Annotated in this window: 17 protein-coding genes and 1 pseudogene; 6 read left to right on the top strand and 12 right to left on the bottom strand. The window is 46.3% G+C overall.

All coding sequences use genetic code 11. The annotated features are described in order from the left end of the window. Positions 1–4 precede the first annotated feature (4 nt). From D791_RS01090 to D791_RS01065, 6 genes are all read left to right on the top strand, one after another. The gene (locus D791_RS01090) at positions 5–925 is read left to right on the top strand and encodes a DMT family transporter (RefSeq protein WP_051513843.1); all 921 of its coding nucleotides are present in this window, start codon (positions 5–7) and stop codon (positions 923–925) included. Between the two features lie 205 nt (positions 926–1,130). Next, complete coding sequence (locus D791_RS01085; protein ID WP_036506660.1) at positions 1,131–2,243, top strand: substrate-binding domain-containing protein; 1,113 nt, start codon at positions 1,131–1,133, stop codon at positions 2,241–2,243. A 70-nt stretch (positions 2,244–2,313) separates the two neighbouring features. Further along, positions 2,314–3,399, top strand: a complete 1,086-nt coding sequence (locus D791_RS01080) for an ABC transporter ATP-binding protein (protein ID WP_036506658.1) — start codon at positions 2,314–2,316, stop codon at positions 3,397–3,399. Next, positions 3,392–4,279: an ABC transporter permease gene (locus D791_RS01075; protein ID WP_036506654.1), complete on the top strand. Its 888-nt coding sequence runs from the start codon at positions 3,392–3,394 to the stop codon at positions 4,277–4,279. Before D791_RS01080 ends, D791_RS01075 begins: the two co-directional genes overlap by 8 nt. Beyond that, positions 4,276–5,115: an ABC transporter permease gene (locus tag D791_RS01070; RefSeq protein ID WP_051513840.1), complete on the top strand. Its 840-nt coding sequence runs from the start codon at positions 4,276–4,278 to the stop codon at positions 5,113–5,115. The genes D791_RS01075 and D791_RS01070 overlap by 4 nt, the downstream gene beginning before the upstream one ends. Continuing rightward, positions 5,112–5,831, top strand: a complete 720-nt coding sequence (locus D791_RS01065; RefSeq protein WP_036506652.1) for a glycerophosphodiester phosphodiesterase family protein — start codon at positions 5,112–5,114, stop codon at positions 5,829–5,831. Before D791_RS01070 ends, D791_RS01065 begins: the two co-directional genes overlap by 4 nt. 54 nt (positions 5,832–5,885) lie before the next feature. Here D791_RS01065 and D791_RS01060 read toward each other — a convergent pair whose 3' ends face one another. From D791_RS01060 to D791_RS01005, 12 genes and pseudogenes are all read right to left on the bottom strand, one after another. Then, positions 5,886–6,623 (bottom strand): SMI1/KNR4 family protein, encoded by a 738-nt coding sequence (locus D791_RS01060; RefSeq protein WP_036506650.1) that lies wholly within the window; start codon positions 6,621–6,623, stop codon positions 5,886–5,888. A 136-nt stretch (positions 6,624–6,759) separates the two neighbouring features. Continuing rightward, a complete protein-coding gene (locus D791_RS01055; RefSeq protein ID WP_237748467.1) occupies positions 6,760–7,131 on the bottom strand; it encodes a hypothetical protein in 372 nt (123 codons plus the stop codon). Continuing rightward, positions 7,131–8,117 carry a hypothetical protein gene (locus D791_RS20185; RefSeq protein WP_036506646.1) on the bottom strand — a complete coding sequence of 329 codons (987 nt, stop codon included), beginning with the start codon at positions 8,115–8,117 and terminating at the stop codon, positions 7,131–7,133. Before D791_RS20185 ends, D791_RS01055 begins: the two co-directional genes overlap by 1 nt. A 112-nt stretch (positions 8,118–8,229) precedes the next feature. After that, positions 8,230–8,676, bottom strand: a complete 447-nt coding sequence (locus D791_RS01045) for a hypothetical protein (protein ID WP_036506644.1) — start codon at positions 8,674–8,676, stop codon at positions 8,230–8,232. A gap of 55 nt (positions 8,677–8,731) precedes the next feature. Then, positions 8,732–9,115, bottom strand: coding sequence for a hypothetical protein (locus tag D791_RS01040; RefSeq protein ID WP_036506642.1), 384 nt, complete (start codon positions 9,113–9,115; stop codon positions 8,732–8,734). After that, positions 9,103–10,083, bottom strand: coding sequence for an arsenic resistance protein (locus tag D791_RS01035; protein WP_036507287.1), 981 nt, complete (start codon positions 10,081–10,083; stop codon positions 9,103–9,105). Before D791_RS01035 ends, D791_RS01040 begins: the two co-directional genes overlap by 13 nt. A gap of 81 nt (positions 10,084–10,164) precedes the next feature. Then, positions 10,165–10,580 (bottom strand): annotated as a pseudogene (locus D791_RS01030) (hypothetical protein). Between the two features lie 188 nt (positions 10,581–10,768). After that, entirely contained in the window at positions 10,769–14,023 is a 3,255-nt protein-coding gene (locus D791_RS01025; RefSeq protein ID WP_036506638.1) for a type I restriction endonuclease subunit R, read from the bottom strand. Next, positions 14,020–14,445, bottom strand: a complete 426-nt coding sequence (locus D791_RS01020; protein ID WP_051513835.1) for a DUF1016 N-terminal domain-containing protein — start codon at positions 14,443–14,445, stop codon at positions 14,020–14,022. Before D791_RS01020 ends, D791_RS01025 begins: the two co-directional genes overlap by 4 nt. After that, entirely contained in the window at positions 14,442–15,761 is a 1,320-nt protein-coding gene (locus D791_RS01015; RefSeq protein ID WP_036506636.1) for a restriction endonuclease subunit S, read from the bottom strand. The genes D791_RS01020 and D791_RS01015 overlap by 4 nt, the downstream gene beginning before the upstream one ends. Continuing rightward, a complete protein-coding gene (locus D791_RS01010; protein ID WP_036506633.1) occupies positions 15,758–17,149 on the bottom strand; it encodes an RNA-binding domain-containing protein in 1,392 nt (463 codons plus the stop codon). Before D791_RS01010 ends, D791_RS01015 begins: the two co-directional genes overlap by 4 nt. Further along, on the bottom strand, positions 17,149–19,200 hold the full coding sequence (locus D791_RS01005) for a type I restriction-modification system subunit M (protein WP_036506630.1): 2,052 nt from the start codon (positions 19,198–19,200) through the stop codon (positions 17,149–17,151). The genes D791_RS01010 and D791_RS01005 overlap by 1 nt, the downstream gene beginning before the upstream one ends. Positions 19,201–19,374: the final 174 nt, after the last annotated feature.

Here is a 19,374-nt window from a genome sequence, read left to right as displayed (position 1 = left end):
AACTATGCATCGTCCTTTAACACATTGGGGCTTACTTGTTCTATTAGCGATGATTTGGGGCGTTTCATTTGCCTTTACGTCTATAGCCGTGAAAGAACTCAGTCCCGCCACCCTTGTATTCTTGCGCAACCTATTGGCCTGTTCTTTGTTGTTTCCACTTGCATTGTTATTCCGACGTCAAATGCCTCGTGGTGCTCGAGTTTGGGCGTATATTTTAACCATGTCCCTCATCGGCAACCTGATTCCCTTTTCATTAATCAGTTGGGGGCAGCAATACATTGACAGTGCGTTAGCTGGCATTTTGATGGCGGTAATGCCCTTGGTTACCATTGTGTTGGCGCATTTTTTTATACAGGGTGAAACGCTCACACGCACGAAACTCGTTGGTTTCAGCTTGGGTTTTATAGGCATTCTAGTACTGATCGGTCCCCAAGCGCTGCAACACCTGAGCTTTAACAGCCAAGCATTGCTCGGACAATTTGCCGTTCTGACCGCCGCCATCTGTTATGGCTGCAATACCATTATTGCTCGACGCAAGCCCGCTAGTGACCCTTGGTCCACGTCGGCCTCTATACTGGCCATGGGGGCGATGATGACCTTCCCCATTGCCAGTATGACCAGTGGCTTTGGCCATGCTGGCACACTGTACCCCGGTATTCCCACTTTTAGCACCATCGGACAACTGTCTGAATCGGTGTTAATTGCTGTCGCCGTATTAGGGCTGATGTGCACCGGAATTGCGACTGTGATCTACATGAAACTGGTGTACATGGCGGGTCCCAGCTTTGTCTCCTTAATTAACTATATGATTCCGGTGTGGGCGGTGATTGTCGGTATCGTTTTTATGGGTGAACAACTTCAGATTAATCACTTTGTTGCATTGGCGTTGATCTTGGTGGGAGTGGGTGTGTCTCAACGGACATAATCTAGATTGGCGGCGGCGTTGTCTTTAGTCACCGCCGTCATCGCCGTCGTTATTCCCTCCATCGCAGCTACAGCCCATCTAAACGCACCTATTGTGCGTTTATTTTTTCGCTTATGTTCGTATTTTCATAAATATTTCACTTTTATGGAATATGGTCTAACCTTGATGAACATCCAAGTTATTTATTTAAGATCAGGAATACGCCATGACCGTCTCACGTCGCCAATTTTTGAAAGGAGCTGCTGCGGCTGGAACACTTGCCGTCAGTCCATTTTTTATTAACAGTACACTGGCCTCCAGCCGTGAACTGCGGATCTATGCCTGGGCAGGCTACATCACGGATGAAATGCTCGCCGATTTCAAAGCAAAAACAGGCATTAATGCCACCTTCACCCCCTACGGTACCAATGATGAACTGATGAACTCACTGCGTGCTACCGACGGCAGCGGTTTCGATATTATTATGCCAACCGTGGACCGTGTGCCGGGTTATGTCGAGTTTGATCTGGTACAACCGCTGGACACCCGCCGCATTAACTGGGACGGTGCCTTGGAAAGCGCGATAGAAGGCTCTGAAGTGGGTGGCATTGTCGATGGCAAACGTTACTTTGCCCCTTCCGACTGGGGTACGGAAGCCATCTGCTACAACAAAGAGCTGGCCAAAGTGGACCGTAACAACCTCAGCTACGGTGACTTGTGGCTTCCTGAGCACGCAGATGGTGTCACGGTACGTGGCCATTCGGCTCTGGTCGGTATCGGTCTGTGGCTGGAAAAAGCAGGGAAATTACCCTTCCCACTGCTGGACTCCTACAAGAACGAGCAGGCTATGCGTGCTAACTTTGATGTCATTTTAAAAGTGGCCACCGAGCACAAGCACATGATCGCACAGTTCTGGTCCACTGAAAATGAAGCACAAGGAGCATTCTTGGCCAATGGCGCAATCATCGGACAAACCTGGGACAGCACTGCCTTCAACCTGATTAAAGACGGTGAGCCCATGGCCTATGCGGCACCCAAAGAAGGTGCGATGGCTTGGATGGAGGGCTTTGTTATTCCCAAAAATGCGAACAATGTCGATGCAGTGTACGAGTTTATTAACTGGTATTACACCCCTGAAGCTGGCGCAATGTTTGTTAAAGCAACGGGGTATAACTCCACTTCTAAAGGGGCTGCAGAGCTGTTACCAGAAGAAACCAAGCAGTTCTTCATTGATTCTTATACAGAAGATGACCTGAAAAACCTCTGGTGGTGGCCAATTCAGGAGCCTTGGTATGTCGCCCTGCGTAACGAATACCAAGACCGTTACCTATCTGCTTGATTGAGTTTGGAATGCCCTCTGCATGACCCTAATCTCAGGGTCATGCTTCACCGACGCTATGTGAGACGTTATGGATAGTAGTGTTCATCTTGATAATGTCATGATGCGGTTCGACAATTTTGTTGCCGTTCAACAAACCGATTTAAAAATAGAATCGGGCGAGTTCTTCAGTTTTTTGGGACCTTCTGGATGTGGCAAAACCACCTTGCTGAATATTATCAGTGGCTTCCTTGACCCTACCGAGGGCACAGTCCGGATTGGTGGGCAGGATATGCGCCAAGTCCCTGCCAACAAACGTCCTACCTCAATGATTTTCCAGAATTTAGCGCTCTTTCCACTCATGACCGTCGCCGAGAATATTGAGTTTGGTCTGGAAGTTCGCGGTGTCCGCAAAGCGGAACGTCGCAAAGTTTCTGAGCGTTTGCTCAATCTCGTAGCGCTGCCTGAGTGCCGAGATAAGCGAATCAGTGACCTGTCAGGTGGACAGAAACAACGCATTGCGATTGCTCGCGCCCTAGCAGTTGAACCTCGAGTATTGCTCTTAGATGAACCCCTCTCCGCCTTGGATCTGAAGCTGCGCCAACATATGCGCACAGAACTGAAAGACATCCAGCGCAAAACCGGAATCACCTTTATTTATATCACCCATGACCAAGGTGAAGCGCTGACTATGTCGGACCGAGTGGCGGTCATGTCGGCAGGCAAGTTACAACAGGTTGCCGATCCGATGACACTTTACCGAACCCCTGCAACCCCATTTGCGGCCTCTTTTGTGGGCGAAAACAATCGCATTGAGGGCCAGGTCGTTGCGATTGATGGCACTCGGGTCACCTTGGATTGTGGCGATCTGGGTCGCCTAAGCGGTCATACACACGACACATTTCGTCTCGGCGACAAGGCTCTGCTCTTTATTCGTCCCGAATTACTGACTCGCCGGACGTCCATGAGTGACAATTGCTTTACAGCTCAAATTCGGGAGCTGAATTTTGAGGGTGCATATCTGATGATGGAAGCAACGCCTTTAAAGAGTCAACACCGTCTGCGAATTCAACTTTTGAGCGATATGAACCTAGGTGATGTTGCCCCCGGAAATCTGATCATTTTTGGTTTCGCCGCCGAAGATGCCATGATCATGTCAGGGGCTCGCGATGTTTAAACAACTCTCCGAACGCTTTGGCCCTTGGGTCTCTTTAGGCATTTTTTTGCTGATGTTTTTGTGGCTGGTGATGCTGGTGATTCTGCCGCAAATCCTGATGATTGATTACTCCCTGAGGCCAAACCTGCCTCCCAGCCAGATCGGTGGCCCGGACGATCAGTACACACTGAAGAACTACGCAACCTTGGCCAACAACGCCATTCATCAGAGTATTTTCTTTAAAACCATCTGGTCAAGCGTACTGGTTACCGTCTGTACACTGGTGGTCTGCTATCCCTTGGCGTACTACCTCGCAAAAGTTGCTACTCCCCGGCAGGCCGCCCTGTGCGTGCTGCTGCTGATCATCCCCTTTTGGATTAACGAGATACTGCGCACGTTTTCATGGTTTATCATCCTGTCTTACCGAGGGCCACTCAATGCCTTGTTACTCAGCCTAGGATTTATTGATCGACCCATTCGCTTTTTATCCGGCGACGGTGGTGTCATCGTTGGTATGGTCTACGCCTATATCCTGTTCATGATTTTCCCACTGTACAATGCCATCGAAAGCCTCGACAGCAATCAGATAAAAGCCGCACGCAACCTTGGATCAGGCTGGATACGCACTCACTATCGCATCATCATCCCACATGCAAAGCCCGGCATCGCCACCGGCTGTATCATGGTGTTCATGCTCTCGGCTGGCAGTTATGCCGTCCCTGCCCTGCTAGGCTCACCTGGCAGTCGCTGGTTTACACAAATCATCTATAACTGGTTTTTTGAGGGCGGTGACTGGAATCAGGGTGCCGCCTATGCCTTCATTTTGCTGTTGCTTTGTATTGGCTTTATTGTGCTGATGATGCGCCTGTTTAAAGTAGGTCTGGGAGATATTGCCAGATGAGTTCACACAGCATCTTGAAATGGGGCATACGCTTTTACATTACGTTGTTCTTTTTGTATCTGTTTACCCCACTGATTATCATGTCAGCTGCAACCTTCAACGACAGCCGTTTTCCAACCATATCCCCTTGGCGCGGCACCACACTCAAGTGGTTTGAGGAGCTATGGCAAGACTCTGGCATGTGGCAAGCGTTAGGGAACAGTGCCATTATCGCTGCGGGTGTGTTGTTGATCGCCGTGCCAATTGGCGTAGCTTGTGCGCTCTTTCTTTCGACGTACCGTGGCAACGGCAAAAACTTCCTCTACGGGCTAATGCTGTCTCCTTTGCTGACACCCGGAGTCATTATTGGGATTTCCACACTGATTTTTTGGCGCAGCCTCGGTGTGAGTGGTGGGATTTATTTGACCATGATTGCCCAGACAACGTTTATTGCCGCCTACGTCATGCTGATGATACTGGCCCGTCTGCAACGTTTTGACCGGACTCTGGAAAATGCCGCCTTCAGCCTAGGTGCTTCGCACTTTCAGGTCTTCCGTCGTATACTCCTGCCCTACTTGATGCCCGCCATCCTGTCAGCGGCTGTGATTGCATTTCTGCAATCCTTCGAAAACTACAATACCACGTTGTTTGTGAAGGGGCATGACACTACATTGACTATTTATATTGCCTCAAAAGTGCGCACAGGACTAACACCGGCGGTGAATGCACTGGGGCTAATATTAATCTTGATCACGATTCTGTTTGCCGCCGCTTATGAAGTAAAGCGTCGACATGAAGCGCGACAAGCTCAGATCAACCCAGAAACTGATTCAGAATCGATAGCAGGTAAACAATGATCGCAAACCGTTTGATTGCACACAGAGGCTGTGCACAGCTGGCACCAGAGAACACCTTAGGTGCCATGCGCCTGACTCAACGTTTGGGAATTGATTGGGTCGAGATTGATGCCAATCTGGTGGGTGACGGAACCGTGGTGATTTTTCACGATGACGAGCTATCGCGACTGAGCAAAGATCAGGGCCGGTTAATGTCTCTAACCTATGCTGATCTGGCGCATGTGGATGTGGGCAGTCATTTTTCAGCCGAATACAGCGCTGAACGGATTCCGACCTTGGACGAAATGCTGGTATTTTTATCACAACATCAATTCGGATTGAATCTCGAAATCAAACGTTACGAACATTTCAGCGCCGAGCAGATCGTTGAGCCAAGTATTAGAGCGTTGGAGCAGAATTGGCAGGCATTTGATCGACTGATTATCTCAAGTTTTGATACGGAAATTCTGCAATTGATACAGCAGCGCAAGCCCGAGTGGCCACTAGGACAACTCTGGGAAGCGTTACCGGATAATTGGCAATCCATTGCTGAATCGCTTGGTGCTGTCAGCATCCATTTGGATTACAGCCAATTGACCACCGATCAGGCCAGAGCCATTAAACAAGCGGGCTATGATCTATATGTGTACACAGTGAATGATCCGAACGCCGCCAAGTGTCTGTTTGAAATGGGTGTGGACGGTATTTTTACTGATAATCCAACGCTTTTTGACTGATACACCCGCATAAATACGTAACTAGGTGTTGTTTATCATTATTCATTTGTATCCTTACTGACAAACCAATCCCAAGCTTTCAAGGCAAGCAATCGCTCTTTGCATCGTTTTGGTGTTCGCATCAGCATCAAGCGTCAGCCAAGCTGTCGCATGCGAATCATACGCTGTAAGAACAACCTTGCCTTGAAAATCAGAAACAAAGATCTCAAGCAATGGGTATTCTTCATCGGTTTGTATGTGATCATGAATACCAAGGTCTTCTAGCGCTTTTGCTACCGTTTCGAACTGCCCGGGACCTACAAACTTAAGACTTCGGCGTTGTTGCCATGATTCAAAGCTATCGAATGTGATGGGATCAGTTAATTGACCCGATTTACAAAGCCAGTCCACAGCAGCAGGAAAACCCTTTCCCGCCACAAAGACAGTGTCATGATAACGCGGCAAAACAAACAAGCAATTGGGTTGTGCCGGATGGAAAATCAATTCATCACCCTGCACTGTATCGGCGACAATGAATGACTCGACAATCTGTTCCTTAGTAAGAACCTCATGTCCCTTGTCCCAAAAGAAATACTGCTTCCAACGATCTTGGAATTCACGATGCTCCTCAACAATCCGAGAAGGCAAATAAACGCGAACGAAATTCGAATAGCTTCCCTCGCCCAATCGTGTAACGAAATCAGAGTAACCATCGGGAAACTTGAAGCCGAGCGTTTCCTCGGCACTCGCGACTTGTTCAGGCGTCACAGTATTCAAGCGACTCGTTACTAAATAAACATGTTCAAAAGCCATCGAAAAAATTCCTTTGAATTAAGGAGCCATCGTATGGCTCCAGTGATAACTCCACCGACTGCATCTGTTCAAGCATTTATGCAAGGAGCTATACAGAATATGGCTTCTAGCCTATTACAGAACACCCAAGCAGAGGTTATTCGGTAATACCGAGAGCGCTTAGTACGACTAAAATCAATAATATAAACGCGGGACCCATGGTACAAATCCACACCATACGAGCAAACACACGATCAAAGCGGGTTGTGTGTTTAAACAGTAAGTCATGGTTTGCATATAAACTGCTCAGAGGTGAGGCCTCTAAGCGAGTTCTTATCCATTTTGGAGTTGAAAACACACCCGCCACATTAAAAATGTCATAGCCGCTATATAACTCCATTCCAAGTGCACGCTTTGTATCAGGGTTTTTTCTGAGCTTACGTACTGTAACTTGACCGAAGATTACAAATAGAATCAATCCGACAAACATAATCGAAAATGCAACTCCGAAAACAATTTCTTCAAGCATCATCTGATCCTTAACGTATTCAAAATAGAATCATAAAAACGCCCAGCATTGTTTTTAACCAAATAATTCATGCCCAGTGAAGCACCAGCTGCGGTACCAGCCACTGCAGCCCCGCCAACAATTAATCCAACCCAACCAACGGGAGTCGCAACCATAAGAAACGCAAGACCTGCGAGACCTGCTTTTGCAATACCAGTCCCAACGACTGCACTTGCAGCAAAACTACTCGACTCAATAAAAAGATCACGCTCCCACTCACCGCCCGCTTCGTAACTGTTGTGTATATGGCCAACCCTGCTGGTAAAGTCGATAACAGTCAGTCCATTTCCAAGAAACTTGGCATACTGAGTAAATCGAACTAAATTATCCGCCTCAATTCGTGAGTTCAAATTAAGACTTGCGACATTTCGGCTGCTTCGCGCAATATTCGTTCCACGTGTTGAACTCGTTAACGGCGTACTTCGCCGGCTTGCTCGGGAGCGTGAATTGACCTTACTGAGCTCATGGCGGTAGCTAACCTGCATCCGATCAAAGCTACGTTCAGCACGATGTTTTGCAGTCATTTTGGACAGAGGGGTCGCACCTGAGCGCATAGTATCACGATACGTTAACAGGGCGTCCTGATACTCTTTGACGGCTTGACCAAACTCACCCATTCGACTCACGTAAACATTTGTTGAAGCACCAATCAAACCAATATTGTATTCATTTAGCCTATTCGAAACATCGGCAATCGCCAGTATGTTCCTTTCACCATAGGACAAACTAAGGTTTGTTAACTCTCTTGATACATTCGGCGCGGACAGACATGAGAGGATATGTTGATCTTGTGGGGTAAAATCTTCACAAGCCGCATAGGGAGTAAAACGTGCAAGAGTTTCAGGCTGAGTGCCCTGTCTAGCGTAGAGAAGGTTGCTTTCAATCCCACAAGTGTTGCTTAAAATATCCCTACGTAAAGATTGATTACATAAAATAATATTGGTCATTTATACATCCTTATAAATAAGCTTACCTGCTTTAAACCTTAAATTGTCAACAATCTAAAATGCTTGGCCTACTACTGCAGTTATTAATTGAGGGGTGTTTATATACTATTTTTTATGGCGTGTCACCAATTGAAAGTGTTAACGCACTGCATAAACCTTGGCCCAAACGTATTGGATACACCGCTTGCAAAAAGACCGAATCACACTCCTGAAACAGACAAAACCCTTTGATTGTAAAAGCATAGAACCCATGCACGCTCTCAATTTTTGAGCCATCTGCTCTGCATCTGACAGCCGAAGCTACTGCATGTGCTTCAAGATTATTGGCAGCTGTTACCTCAAATCTCCAATCAATAGAGTGATCCCATCCTTTTTCTTCCTTGAGACTTTTCGGATCTATGGGGTACGAATCACACAGGGTAACTGAACCATTTTTAATGTATGCGATAGGATACTGGACCATTTTATCGATCAGTGAAACGTCGTTTTCTTTAAATCCTGCAACGTAGTATTTCATGTATGTTTCATGGACTTCAGATCGCAAATCTTCGAATGTCATATCATCTCCAGTGTATGGCTAATCGTAGTAAAACGACTCATTATTGAGCCGCTTTTCACCTTAGCTTGGCCCCAATGTAAGGCGCAAAGAGCGTTGCTGCGAGAACGATAGGCCAAATATTCCCGCCCTTAAATGTGTAAGCTTCAAGTAACACGGACCATGATTTTCCTTGCCAGAGCCCGAAAGAAAGCTCAAAGGCGAGCGTAAGCGCCAGCCAGAAAAACCCAATCAACCAAAACTGCATAGAGCTCTGGATTTGCAGCCACGGAAGCGAAAAGTACGCCACAACAATGATCAAAACGGAAAGCAGAATGCCACTCAACACGAACGCAGCCGCACTTCCAAGACTAGATATGAGGACAGACTCGCGCAGCACACCATTGCCAACAGCTAGCACGAGGATACCAGCCCAAATTATGAATGCTTTTAAGGCGACCATCGGATAATCTCTTCAGGACAAAATAACACCTTCGGAACCCACCACAAGTACGCCGCCATCCCAAAGAGTTCGACCAAGGATTGAAAAACGATAACAACAACGGCCACCTCAAATGATGGTGGCAATGCCAACGCCAGCGGTAGTACGACAAACGAGTTCCGGCTTCCTAAACTGAATGCCAATACCCGCCCCTGCCCTGTCGGCAATCTGAATATCTGTGCAAGAGCACGGGACATTAGAGCGGCTATCACAAGAAAGGCAATAAAGATAAAAAGCAGATGTCCAAGCAAACTGACTGAATCCATAACGAGTCCAACTTGGGTCGCTGCAATCGAAAAGACGACAAGCGCAAGCAAGGGTACAGGGCACCAACCCAGTTTCTGAATGATCGCCCCTCTACGGGCATTTTTATCTGCCCATTTCTCTGTCAGGAATGCCGCCAACAATGGAAGTAAAATCAATCCAAAAAAAGCCAGTAGCATTTCTTGCTGCGCTATCTCTAATGCAACATCAAAACCAAGAAACAACCACAAATAAAAAGGCAGCAAAAGAACCTGAAGTATCAAACTGACAGGGGAAAAAGCAATAGCGTGCTTTGTGTCACCACCACCCAAGTGAGTGAAGGTGATAAACCAGTCAGTGCACGGAACCAACAGAACCAGCAATATACCAAGACGAACTGCGGGCTCATTAGGTGCCAACGCCATCAAACCCCATACAACAACAGGCAATAGAATGAAGTTACCCATCACAGCGGCAGCAATAAATCGAGTATCAGCAAATGCCTGGCGAATATGAGCCAGTGGAACTTGAGTAAAGGTTGTGTACAGTAATACCCCTAGAACAGGCCAAAGCAACAGCTCCAAAACACCCACTTGGGCTGGCAAAAAAGCGCCAAGTGCCAGACCACACACAATGGCTATCAAGTAGACAATCACTTGATACTTTTCCAATAGCTCACGCTTCAACAATGGAATACCTCAGTCGTGGTCAACGTTAGGCACAATAGCATTTAAGGATGCAGTCGAGCTTCAAATTTACCCACTAAATCAAACACCCTTAACCTCAATAAACCATCTAGGCTGCATTTCATCAAAGTCTGTTCGAATATTAGAAGGCAGGTAACTGGCTGAGTCTAAAACAAACGTCTTCCCTTCTAAGCGCTTAAATACAACCCAGTGCCAAAAGTCTTTGCCGTTTTCTTGATGGTGTTTGATGGCTAACAACGCTAAATCAGGTAGAGCGCTCCAAGACTCAAAGGGTGTTTCATCTACCGAAGTCTCAACGCCTGCATGGCTGAGCAGCGTCTCACATACCGAGTATCAGACCAGAGCAATTCATCCTCTGCATAAATGCCCATTGCGTTGGCAATGACCTTCATCTCTTGATACGTCTTTCCTAAAATGTTGGCAGCCGACGCAATTCCGCATCCTGAGACTTCTTCCTGTATCACGGGCTTGAACATAAACACTTTCCTTAACGTATTTTTTAGACATGCAGTATAAGGGCCCAAGCTAACAGCGAACAAGAAGCAAAACTATTTACGTAAAGTGCGCGTGTATCCTGCTGAAAAACCAACTCCGTTTATTAAATAAACTGAAAAAATGGATACCCTAATGAAGGCCAGCCTCCCCCACTGGCTTTCTTCAAACACTAAGCTTGTGACTTACCCAGCCCCTTCATCAACACATCAAACATCAGTCCAGCAAAGCCTTTGGCAATGACTTCATTTGACAGAAGTTTCATCGCCATCTCATTATGTACATCCATACTCTCGATGATGGCGTTGTTGATCGATTCTGGAAATTGACCGAGCATCGCTTGTTCTTTGCTGTTGCTGCGGAGCTGATCCATCACCACTTCATTTTCTGAAATCTTGCCTGCTATGGTATTGGCGTAATTGAGCATATCCTTCTCAGACAAACCATCTTCAATAAACAAATCGTTCATTCTTTGGATGATCTCGTTCAGTAGTTCAGTTTTAGGATCTTTTGGAACCGCACCAGAGCCCTCTTTTGCGACGGGCAGATAGGGTTTTGGCTCTTCGCCAATTTTCGTGCCAAGCTGTAGATCAGCTTCTCGCTGTTCGTGCAAGCGGTAGTGCGTCATTACCACATCGGACAAATCAACTTCATCCTCAACCACATCAAGACGCAGCAATGGGTAAAGATATTTGGCGTAGATACTCAGTTTTTCTAGCTCATAATCCTCAAAATTGACGATTTGAGACGTAAACTCATAAAAGCGATAGAAAGAGATTAAATCTTTCTTGAACACTTCCAGAATATCACGTGCTTCTTTGGCGTGTTTCACGCTGTTTTCTGCAAACTTGATTTTCTTATCCCGCTCTTTGGGCGAAAAAGGTTCAATTTTCGCTTTAGACAGCTCCGCTTGTGCGGATTGGAGCACTTGCGTGGCCTCTTTATAACGAACGGTGAAACGTTCAACGGCAGGTTTGCACACATTCGCTAATTTAGCTTGATTCACTTGTTTGTTGTTGTAGGCTTCAACAAATGCCTCAACCTCTCGCCACTGGTAAATGCCAACCTTATCCAACTTCTTCATCAATTCATAAACGATGTTGGGATCTGACACATCAGCCAATTCTGCAGTTTGGAAGTACACCTTAAACTCAGCCAAAATCTCTTCTGGGTCATTCACAAAATCGAGCACAAAGGTTTTGTCTTTACCTTTGTAAGTTCGGTTTAGCCTTGAAAGGGTCTGAATGCACTCAACACCTTTTAATGGTTTATCGACATACATGGCCACCAGCTTGGGTTGATCAAAGCCCGTCTGGAATTTATTCGCCACCAGCATCACCTGATAATCTGTGGTATCAAAGGCTTTACGCATATCACGACCACGCAACTTCGGGTTCATATTAAGTTCGGTAAAGGGGTGATCGGGCACATCAGGATCATTCACTTCACCCGAAAAGGCGACAATTGCATTAACGTTGGTATAACCTTTTGCCTGAACGTATTTTTCAAAGGCAAGCTTGTATCGCACCGCCTCTAATCGGCTACTGGTGACGACCATCGCTTTAGCTTCACCGCCAAGCAGATGTTTCACTTTCTCGTTAAAGTGCTCAATGATGGTTTCTACTTTTTGAGCAATGTTATACGGGTGCAAGCGAACCCATTTCGCCATTTTCGAAGCGGCTTTTTTACTGTCCACCTCGTGATCCAAATCTGGGTTGTTGTGCGCTAGCTGGTAAGCGACTCGGTAACTGGTGTAGTTTTGCAACACATCCAGAATAAACCCTTCTTCAATTGCTTGACGCATGGAGTAAACGTGGAATGGCTCAGGCTTGTTGGTGTCACTCGCAGGCTCATCAAAGTTTGGTCTGCGACCAAAAAGCTCTAGTGTTTTTGCCTTGGGCGTAGCGGTAAAAGCAAAGTAGCTGAGCTTGTTCGAGCCTTTACGTGCTTCCAGTGACAAACGCAGCATATCTTCACTCGACAATTCAGTCTCGCCGCTGGCGCTCTCTTCATCACCTTCAAGCTGCTCGCTCATCAACACTTCACGCAATTTGCGAGCGGTTGTCCCTGTTTGGCTAGAATGGGCTTCATCTGCTATCACGGCATAGCTTCGACCTGCAAGGGTTGAGTCTTTGCGGATCGCTTCTAAAACGTGTGGGAAGGTTTGAATGGTCACGATAATGATCGAGGTGCTTGCTTTTAGCTCTCCTGCCAGTTGGCTGGATTTAGAACCTTGTGCTTCTTCTCGGTTAACACGCGCAATCATCCCCTCGTGATGATCAAACTGATAAATCGTGTCCTGTAACTGGCTATCCAGTACCGTTCGGTCAGTGATGACAATAACAGAATCAAAAACCTTATCCCCTGCCTTTTTATTCAGCTCTGGATGGTCGGTGTAGTAGTGTTTTGATGCGAGTTGATGAGACAGCCACGCAATCGAGTTTGATTTGCCAGAGCCTGCACTGTGCTGGATAAGGTATTTATGCCCTGTGCCTTCACTATCCACCGTTTTAAGCAGCTTAGAGACGACCGCCCACTGATGATAACGAGGGAAAATCATCGTCTCTTTTTGAGCGATTGAACCGTCTAGGTTTTCAACATCTTTCACTTCAAGGTGAATGTAGCGGCCAAGGATTAATAACAGGTTATCTTTTTGGAAAATCTCGTTCCAAAGGTAAGACGTTGCGTAACCACCATCTTCGGGTACATCATTCCCCTTACCACCTTCGCTTGTGCCTTGATCAAATGGTAGGAAAAAGGTTTTCTTGCCATCTAAGCGCGTAGTCATCGCGACATTGTATTGGCTCACGGCAAAGTGAACCAATGCACCACGCTTAAAGGTTAATAACGGCTCTGGTTTACGCGTTTTTGGGTCTTTTGGCTGCCTGTCCTTCATATATTGGACTTTGGCGTTATCAATCGACTGTTTAAACTCAGATTTAAGCTCACAGGTCGCAACAGGGATACCGTTAACGAACAGGGTTAAATCTAAACGCCCATCATAGCCATTGGGTGAGTAAACCAGCTCTGGCACCACGCGTAGAATGTTTTGCTCATAACGAGCGGTTGCCATTGGGTTTAAGTCGTGATCAGGCTTAAAACTACACAGTTCAAACTTCGCCCCACGATTACTGAGTTTGTTGCGCAGCACCCACAGCGTGCCTTCATTTTTCAGTTCTTGCTCAAGAGACTTAAGCAGCGCATCAGCCGTAGCATTGGGGTTGCGCTCCGTCTCTGGGAAGTGCTGAGATAACTTTTCCCACTGCTCAGGCTGTGTTGCTTTGACAAAGGCAATCACATCTTCAGGGTAAAGTGCCAACGCTTTGTTGTATTTGTTCGACTCGCCCAGTAACCAACCGTGAGACTGCATTTGCTCAAGGATGTCGTTTTGAAACTGAAACTCTCTTAATGATCTTTCTTGGTTCATTTATCCGCCCTGGGTGTTGATTCGCTGCTTTGCATTCGCAATTGACTGTTGTAAAAGTCACGTTTGAGCGGGTCATCAATAGCGCAAAGGATAACAAAATGGCTCCAACTCAATTGTGCAGACAGCGTCTGCACAATGTGAGCATCAGTAAACACCTCTGCAAATTTAACCATTTGGGCAAGATTGCGTTTACTCCAGCCTTTACCATATTGAGCCGTTAACTCAGAGGCTAAGGTGGCGATCACTTGTTTGCCATAATCTGCCCGCCCACCGCCTAACACCTCTTGACGAACTCGGTTGCCGACCTGCCAATAGAGCAAGGTGATTTCATTATTAATGGCGGCGGCCGCACGCTGCTTGGCACTGCAGATCAGCGCGGCCACCTCTTGGCTCAAGGGGAGCAGGTTATTTAGGTTACTCATCCTTGCACTCCTTGAGGCTGCTCCTGCTCTGCAACAAAGTGACGCACATCAATCTTGCCTGTTACGGCTGCTGAGATCAGGGCGGTTTTGCGCTCTTTTAAAAGCTCTATTCCTAAACTGGCTTTGGTTTCTAATTGTGAAAATTTTTCCATTTCGGCGGACAGGTATTGGACAATAGAAAGTTGTTCAGATAATGGTGGAACAGATAATAAACCATTAGCCAAATACTCGTGTTCAATACTTTCAACCGTAGCTCCTTCTTTCGACCATTCAAGAAGAAGAGCTTTTTCATTTCCAACAATAAAATACAAAGCAAAATCTACTGCCATTTTGTTATTGAATTTCAAAGCTTTCATATCTTGATTCAGAGTAACTACATTATCATTTATCGCTACGGGAATAGTTCGTTGGAGGATACCTGAACGAACAACCATTAGTAATGCTCCTGAGTCAACGTAATTAGTAGAGGACTCAACTACTGCTTTCTCAGTAATATAATCACATGTTTGAGTCACTCTTAGTGACTTCATATCTTTCGGAGATACCCACGGGATCGTGCCATTTGTCCAATAACTCAAATTGTCTTTGGTTGGAGTGCCACCACCAGAGAAACGACAAAGATGTTTTAACGGGGTCACATCCCAATGCTCAGGCACTTCACCCAACCACTCCACACCAGAATCTTTCATTGGTGCATCAGGGTTAAGCCCTTTGGTTACGGCGTGAGAAATCACCGCTTGGCGTTTTTCTTTTAACAGCTCAATCAGCTTTTCTTGCTTGGCGATTAAGGTGTCAATCTTGGCGGTTTCGTGATCGAGGAAGCTGGCGATTTTTTGTTGTTCTTCGAAGTTGGGGAAAACAACTTTAAATGGTGATATCTGATTTGTTGATAGTTGCCCAATCGCTGAACTTTCTACTTGAAAATCAATCACCTCACGAATGAAGTACATAAAGAACTTCGAGCAAATATTACTCCGAGGTGTCAAAATTAACAGTCTGATTATTGCATCGAATGGTTTATCTCTGTAAATAGCATAACCAACATCACCACGACCAGATACCGTTATTGAGTTGCCTTGATAAAATGCCCTACTTGTATAGCCATACACAGCCTTTTCATCCGTAGCATTTGTATAAATAGGGTATGGATGCGATTCACTCAAAACAGGTGAGAAATACTCTGTTTTTAAGTCTCCTCCGGCTTTGATTTCAAAAAGTTTAGATAGTTGACCAAATTTCCAATGAGTTGGAATTTGATTAACCCACTCAACCCCTGAATCTTTATATTCAGGATAAGCCTTATAACGCCCTGTCATGATACCTCTCCCGATTGCGGGTTCTGCACGGTGATAAACCGCTGTTTTGGGCTGGTGGGTTTGTCGGGGATGGTTAAGGCCAGTTTACCGGCTTCCAGCAGTGGGTTTAGGATCGACTTTCTAAAATGGTCTCGATTTTTTAAACCTAAATGCTGCTGAATCTGTTCTCTGGTTTTGGGTGCTTGGCAAAATGCGAGAAGCTTCTGCTCGTGCTCATCAGCTTGCATGGTGGCTTGCACGGTGGCTTGCACGGTGGCTTGCACGGTGGCTTCCGGGGCATCGCTTTGAGACTCGACAAAACCCTCTGCAAAGGGCAGCACCACGCGAATAAAGTTCTGGCTAAACTGGTAGATGCTTTGCGGGTAGGCTTGCAAAATACGATGGATACCTGAACCCATCTGCTCGACCATTTCTAAGTCTTTAAACACCCGCATCAGTTCTTTATTTTGCGGGATTGAATAGCCTATAAAAAACTCTTCTTGGCTTAAACCCGCAGGAATACTGCCCACTGAGGTGATCTCTAATCGGTCGCTGAACAGTTCAAACTTGGGCGGTACTTCGCGGGTAAAATCATTATGCACGATGGCATTAATCACCGCTTCACGCAGGGCAACGGGGTTGAGCATTTTGCGCACTAATCGCTCTTTGGCGGTGATTTGGGTAAAGGTGCGGTTTTCAATCGTCAGTTTGTCGAGCACCGCTTTGGTGGCTTTCACCAAACAACAGTAACCGTACTCTTCATTTTCAATCAGGTTCATGCGGTCTGTACCGCTGTATTTGCCCACTTTAATTGAGCATCCGTTGCGATCAGAGAGCAGGTAAGCGGCGTAGTTCAGTTTGCCGTCCGGTGTCATCAGTTCTAGGTTTTTGGCAAATTGCTCATTAAGGGTGTAGCTGGAGGCATTGTAATAAATCTTAAGCTGTTCAAAGCTGAGATCCTGATAACGCGACACAATATTGCCGATGGAATTACGCACCCGCTTGGCAAATAAGGCTTCAATCATGTCATTGGGCATCGGCTCGCTGGCGCTACCAATACGAATAAAACAACCTTTGGGGGTCATACCGTTTTTGGTCAGGTAGTAGGGTTTTTCGGGCCCGCCTGCGATGATAATTTTTATCAGGGTTTTATCCGCGTGCTGCTCTAGCAGCACATCAAATAAGCCCATTGTAGAGGGCTGAATATTGTTTTTAATCCGGTCTTTTATTTTAAGTTGCAGTTGGTCGGCATTGTCTACACCTATCACCTCACCATTATCGGCCACGCCAATGTAAAGCACGCCACCTTCGCGTAAATTCAAAAAAGCGATGATCTCCTTTTCAAAATCAAGCTTGTCTGTCAGCTGTTGCTTAAACTCTAAATGCTGATTTTCAATGCCGATGGTCATTACGAATGCACCTCGTGCAGTAATTGCATAATCTCAGCCGATACCGCATCCAAATCCGCATCAATATCTTCTAATGCTCTTGGTGGTTGATACACATAGAAATGGCGGTTAAATGGGATTTCATAGCCGACAATCCCTACTTCACCATCTTTAGGGTCGGTCTTGCTTTCATCAATCCACGCATTCGGCACGTGCGGCAGCACTTCACGAGCAAAGTAATCGGCAACGCTTTCAGTTAGTGGCACGTTCTCGTTATCACGCAGGTCTGGGTTAGCTTCAATCCGACCTTTTGTTTTACAGACTTCGGCTTCGTCATCGTGCTCGCCTAGGTGTTTGACGATCAGTTTTAGTTGAACTGCGCTGAGGTTTACGGCTACTAGTCTAGCTTTGAGTTGTTTGAGGAACTTATCACGCGATAAGTATTTAGCTTCCTCAAAAGAAGCAAGCGCATCCAGAATGGCTTGTTGAGTCGTTTCATCCATTTTCGCCCAAGCGTTATCGGCTTGCAGGGCTTCAAGGCGCAGTTCGTCTTTCGGGTAAATGGCCAGTTGCAGCGGGCGCTCAACGGTAATGCGGCGATAGCCAAATTCTTTGTAGTCAAAAATCTTGCTAAAGTCGTTTTCGGCAAACTGACCATAGGTTTGCACGATTTTATCAATCGCTTCAGGTGTCAGCTCTTTGCGTTTGCTACCCAGTGATTTGCGCATTGCGGCATAGAATACGTGTTCATCATTTCCTTCAATTTCACCGCCACCACTGCGACCACGACCGCCCGTTTTGGCACGCTCTTTTGATGCATTGATCAGCTGAACCTTGCCTTTGCGATGAGCAGGCTTATGGCTAGATAGCACCCAAATATAAGTGGCAATGCCTGTGTTGTAGAACATATCGGTTGGCAGCGCCACAATGGCTTCTAGCAGGTCATTTTCCAGAATGTAGCGTCTAATTTCGCTTTCACCACTGCCCGCACCACCTGTAAAGAGTGGCGAGCCATTCAAGATAATACCGATACGTGAACCGCCCTCACTGACAGGGCGCATTTTGCTGATTAGGTGCAACAAAAACAGCAATGAACCGTCAGACACGCGTGGCAAGCCTGCGCCAAATCGACCTTCATAACCTTTTTGCGTGTGCTCATCGTTGATTTGTTTTTGGATTTTCTTCCAGTCCACACCAAACGGCGGGTTTGACAGCATATAGTCAAACTTATCGTTGCGCAGTTGGTCGTTCGATAAGGTGTTTCCCAGTTTGATGTTATCGACCTTCTGCCCCTTGATCAGCATATCCGCTTTACAGATAGCGTAGGACTCAGGGTTGAGCTCTTGACCAAATGCAGACAAAGAGGCTTTGTCATTCAGCTTATGAACATACTCCATACCAGACGATAAAAAGCCGCCTGTACCCGCTGTTGGGTCATAAATCGAACGCACCAAGCCTGTACTGGTTAGCTCTTCCTCATTGGTGAAGAGTAAGGAAGTGGTCAGCTCAACAATGTCTCTTGGGGTAAAATGCTCCCCTGCTGTTTCATTACTGGACTCCGCGAAGCGTCTGATCAACTCTTCAAACACTAACCCCATACCATAGTTGCTGATGGTATTCGGGTGAAGGTCGGTGGTCGCAAAGCGTTTTGCCACTTTGTAAAGCAGATCGGCCTCTTCCAGTTTGTCGATGGTATTGAAAAAATCGAAGTGCTCGAAAATCTCACGTGCATTAGGGCTGAACGATTGAATGTAGCTCTCTAAGTTACTTGCTACGCCTGTTTCACCAAGGCGGTTTAAATCCATTTTTGAGGTATTGTAAAAGCTTAACTTCGCTGCGTGGGTGAGCAGTTTATCTTGCGCCTCAATCGGCATGGCTTTGACTGTTTCGTATTTTGCCAGTACCTCTGGCTTGGTGGCTTCTAGCACACACTCTAAGCGTCTTAGCAGTGTGAAAGGAAGGATAATGCGTCCGTATTGAGATTGCTTGAAGTCACCACGTAGAAGGTCAGCCACCGACCATAAAAACGCTGCTATTGAAGAGAAATTGTTGTTAGTCGTATCTTGGGGCATAGGGAATCAGCACATTGAATATGAAAGTTGCACTGATTGTACCTCACCACTTGCCAAGTCACAGCGACATACAACAAAAAAGCACCATCCTGAGACTTCTTCCTGTATCACGGGCTTGAACATAAACACGATCCTTACTGTATTTTATAAACATGCAGCATAAGGGATTTTTCC

The organism is Nitrincola nitratireducens (assembly GCF_000585235.1).
Taxonomy (GTDB): Bacteria; Pseudomonadota; Gammaproteobacteria; order Pseudomonadales; family Balneatricaceae; genus Nitrincola; species Nitrincola alkalisediminis.
Note: the sequence above shows the minus strand (reverse complement) of the source record. Positions and strands in the feature narration are given on the sequence as shown.